General features: G+C 31.3%; 5 protein-coding genes. All 5 read right to left on the reverse strand.

All coding sequences use genetic code 11. From position 1 onward, the window contains the following. Nucleotides 1-90: 90 nt before the first annotated feature. A complete protein-coding gene (locus tag Q1W15_RS23965; RefSeq protein ID WP_300733650.1) occupies nt 91-657 on the reverse strand; it encodes a nucleotidyltransferase family protein in 567 nt (188 codons plus the stop codon). Nucleotides 658-946: 289 nt separating this feature from the next. Further along, complete coding sequence (locus Q1W15_RS23970; RefSeq protein WP_300733652.1) at nt 947-1,969, reverse strand: retron St85 family RNA-directed DNA polymerase; 1,023 nt, start codon at nt 1,967-1,969, stop codon at nt 947-949. A 236-nt stretch (nt 1,970-2,205) separates the two neighbouring features. Then, nucleotides 2,206-2,529 carry a hypothetical protein gene (locus Q1W15_RS23975; RefSeq protein ID WP_300733654.1) on the reverse strand — a complete coding sequence of 108 codons (324 nt, stop codon included), beginning with the start codon at nt 2,527-2,529 and terminating at the stop codon, nt 2,206-2,208. Continuing rightward, on the reverse strand, nt 2,526-3,398 hold the full coding sequence (locus Q1W15_RS23980; protein WP_300733656.1) for a hypothetical protein: 873 nt from the start codon (nt 3,396-3,398) through the stop codon (nt 2,526-2,528). The genes Q1W15_RS23975 and Q1W15_RS23980 overlap by 4 nt, the downstream gene beginning before the upstream one ends. A gap of 202 nt (nt 3,399-3,600) precedes the next feature. Continuing rightward, a complete protein-coding gene (locus Q1W15_RS23985) occupies nt 3,601-3,786 on the reverse strand; it encodes a YqaE/Pmp3 family membrane protein (protein WP_139853556.1) in 186 nt (61 codons plus the stop codon). Nucleotides 3,787-3,808 lie beyond the last annotated feature (22 nt).

The following is a 3,808-nucleotide window of genomic DNA, read 5'->3' on the forward strand; positions in this document are numbered from 1 at the left end:
ATGCCAATCTGGATTTCACTCAGCTTTATTGGCGTTGTCTTAGCCATTACTGCTTGGTTGTCACTGCGTTATCACCGTAAACAGTCCGATTTAAACCAAGGTTAATTGCGGCCAACGCTGTAAAAAACCTTTAGATTCAACTCTTGCCATAAATGTGCGGTGGCTGACCAAAGCGGGATTCCACCTCACTTTTAGCGCAAGTAAGTCGGTTAAACCAAAGGGCGCAATGATCTCAAGTTGATCATCTCCCAACGTCTCACTTTTCAACAAACGCACTGCAATCGCCGTGGCTGTTTCAGGCCATAGTGACAGTGCATGTTCAATGCTGCTTAGCGGTGCAATCCGTTCTCCTTGATCAGTTCGATACCATTGATGTACCAAGGCTTGATTGACCACATCCCATGTGTTTTCTGGAAAATGTTGGCTTAACTGCTGGCTTAAACGAACTTGCGCTGCATCCTGCACATCCTCTGCATCATAGAAGATCACATCGATTTCAGTCCCCGCCATCTGATATTGCTGCGCATGCAAACTGCTCCAGACCAAGTTCCGAATCACACCTGCGGCAAGATAGGCATTTGGGTTTAACTCGCTTAATACCGTGAGTCTTTGCATTAGGGCAGGGGATTGCTGCAATAGGTCTATCAGTAGGGTCATATTGGTGTCGGTGTCGGTTTGTGTTTATTAGAACAGAGATTGTTAAACTGAGCTTACTTAACTTATGGAATAACGGTCAATAAATACACATGGAACAATCTAAATCATGCAAAAAGCCCAATCGGTGATGATTGGGCTTTTTATAATAACTTAAGCGATTGATTTAAAAGAATAAATCGAAGAATTTCGCATAATTGGTATTATGTTAATTTTAGGAAAATTTAAGAATAAAAAATTTGAAAAAATTAGTATATTCACGGTTAATATCATAAGAATATCTAACTAATTTTTACGTCAATATATTTTCTAATTCTCTTTTATACTCCAAATATTCACTATTATTAGACTCTATGCTGAGTACAAAATTTACTTTACCTAATAACGAATAAATATAATTGGGATCTTTAATTCTTTTTTTAGAAACGTGTGAAACCATTCCAAATTTTTTTATGTAGTACAAATCTTTAGATAATTCTCTTTTATATTTTTTTGGAACAAAAAGCATATTATTTTTAATCTGTATACCTGTAATAATATTTTGATTAGCATTTATTTTTAATTTTGTTTTTTTACTATTTACCTTAAAGCCATATTTCTTGATCAAATGGATAACAAAATTTTTAAAATTTAAGGTAACTTCTGCTCCAGAAAAAACCATATCATCTGCGTATCTAGAATAAATTATCTCATTCTTAGCAGCATAATTTAATAGTCTTTTATCCAAAGCAAAAAAAACTAAATTTGATAAAGCTGGGCTTGTAGGAGCACCTTGACCAAGACAGTCTTGATAGCAACATAATTTTGCTAAATAAAAAGAAATTTTTTTAGAGTAACCTAACTTATTGAAATAATTAATTATCCAAGATAAAGGAATTGATGGGAAAAAATTCTTAATATCTAATTGTAGAAAAACATTCGAATTCTTATGAAGATTTGCATTAGATTTAATTGATCTTTTTTTCACAAACCCATGAGCTGATTTATGTATATAGCCTTGTTTTAATATATTTTTATAAATCCATGTTTGAACTAATTTTAAAGATTTGAACGGAGTTGTAATAGTTCTATTTTTACCATTTTTTTGAGCTATTTTGAAGGATCTATAAAACTTTTCAGAGCAAAAGATCATAGAATACAATGTTGATACATTGATACCGACTAACTTAGATAAATGTTCTATCTCAAATATAACAGGAACATTGTTTTTACTAAGATTTTGGATAATATCGCTATATTCTTGAATATATTCATCTTTAATACCAATGTCTTCGAAATACTCGATCCATTGATGAATAATTTTACTATTTGTCATATTAGACCTGTAAGGATTACCTTAAATTACTTGCTTCGTAAGAAAAGAAGTTTCTTTTGATCACGATCAAAAGAAATCTTATTTTCTTACCTCGAATCAGCGGTAGCTGTTCGCCCCTTACTATTCAATTTTTTTTATTGAATAGTAAGGTCAAGGTCAAAGACCCGTAAACGTTAGAAGCGACTCGCTCCAAAATACTAATCCTTACAGGTTTCTGAATTATAAGCCATAGATATTTAAAGTAAACTTCTTTTAGGAATATAAAAATCACTAGGAAGTATCTTCTTTTCTGATAAAAAAGTTTTAGGAATTTTACTTTTATTTTTCTTCTCATGATCTATCAATAGAAGAATATACTTGATACCTTTATCTAAAAGACGAACAAATAACCCATCCACTTCTATATATTTTTCTTTCTCAAGTTCAAAAATCAAATTAAAGAAGGTGTTAGAAGCAACTCCTATCCTCTTATTTACTGTATAAGCCTGCAAAGTATGATTAGATGCTGTTAATAAAATTTTTAGTAATTCATTTTTTAATTGCAAATTCTTCATCATCATGCGTCATCCATAGCTCTGTGTAATAGAACCTCACGTACTGTATAGTCAGAGTAATATTTCCACCAAAAAATAGGAAATACATTGTTAGGAGTATTTTTACTTTCTATAGATAAAGCAACTTGTAATTCTCCATATCCAAGGCTAGGAAGTACTCTATCATTATGGGATTGTGATAATTTTCCTTCTATTGTTTTCATCATATTTTTTTTATTTTCCACCTGATTTGGATCATAAATTTTTTCTAAAATATTATCAGAAACAATATAACTACATGAAAAATCTATATTATTATTTTTTATATTTTCTTCACCAGTCTTACTAGAAATTAAAACTTTAACGAGTACATTAGGCATAGGTAATTTAGATTCACTAAATAACTCTTTAATTCTCTTAACTCTATTAATTACTGTTCCGCCAGTACCCACAAAATTATCCACTAATATGATAGTAATACTTTGATCTTCATTATTTTTTCTAAATTCCTTATATTTTTTTGGAGTTTGATCATAACGGTTAACAGATCTATATCCTGTCCATTCTAACTTTGATAACTCACCTTTTAAGTCATAAAGTACGCTTTGCCCACTATCAGCTGTTGAATCTGCTGACATTGCGGTAATAAAGGTTAATTCAGGTTTAAATTCACAGGTAGCAATATCTAGTGCTAAGTTGCTTATACCTTCATTATATTCCTGAATAGTTATATGCCTAAGATTGTCTAAAATATCAATGATTAGTTGAGCTTGTTCCTCATTTTCACAATCTTCAAATAACAGTGTACCTAAAGCAGTCGTTTTAGGCTTTAACCAAGGATACTTAAATGCTAATTGAAAAATTTTTTCAAAAGCTTTCTTTGGTATATTCCCCATTTACGAAATTTTCCGCATATTTTTTAGTATCTTATAATACATTAGACTCTTATATTACAACTTAGAAATTTTCCACATATTTTTTAGTATCTTATATCTCAATATTTTTATTTAACATAAAATCTCATATGCGAAATCAAAATATCTAATTTCGATACCCAACACAAAACCACATACCCACCTTGCTTTTACCCATCGACAATCAACCAAAGGCTTTTTTAATTTTCTGATCGGTTTTGTATTGCGATAAAGCATACACCGCCCAAATGGCAGCGGGGATCCAACCAATCAGGGTAACCTGTAAAATTAAACAAAAAATTCCTGCAATCGGACGACCAATGGTAAAAAATACCAGCCATGGCAGAATTAAAGCAATGATCAGTCTCATATTACATTCCTAGATTTGAAGA

It is taken from the genome of Pseudomonas sp. (genome assembly GCF_030150285.1).
GTDB lineage: Bacteria > Pseudomonadota > Gammaproteobacteria > Pseudomonadales > Pseudomonadaceae > Aquipseudomonas.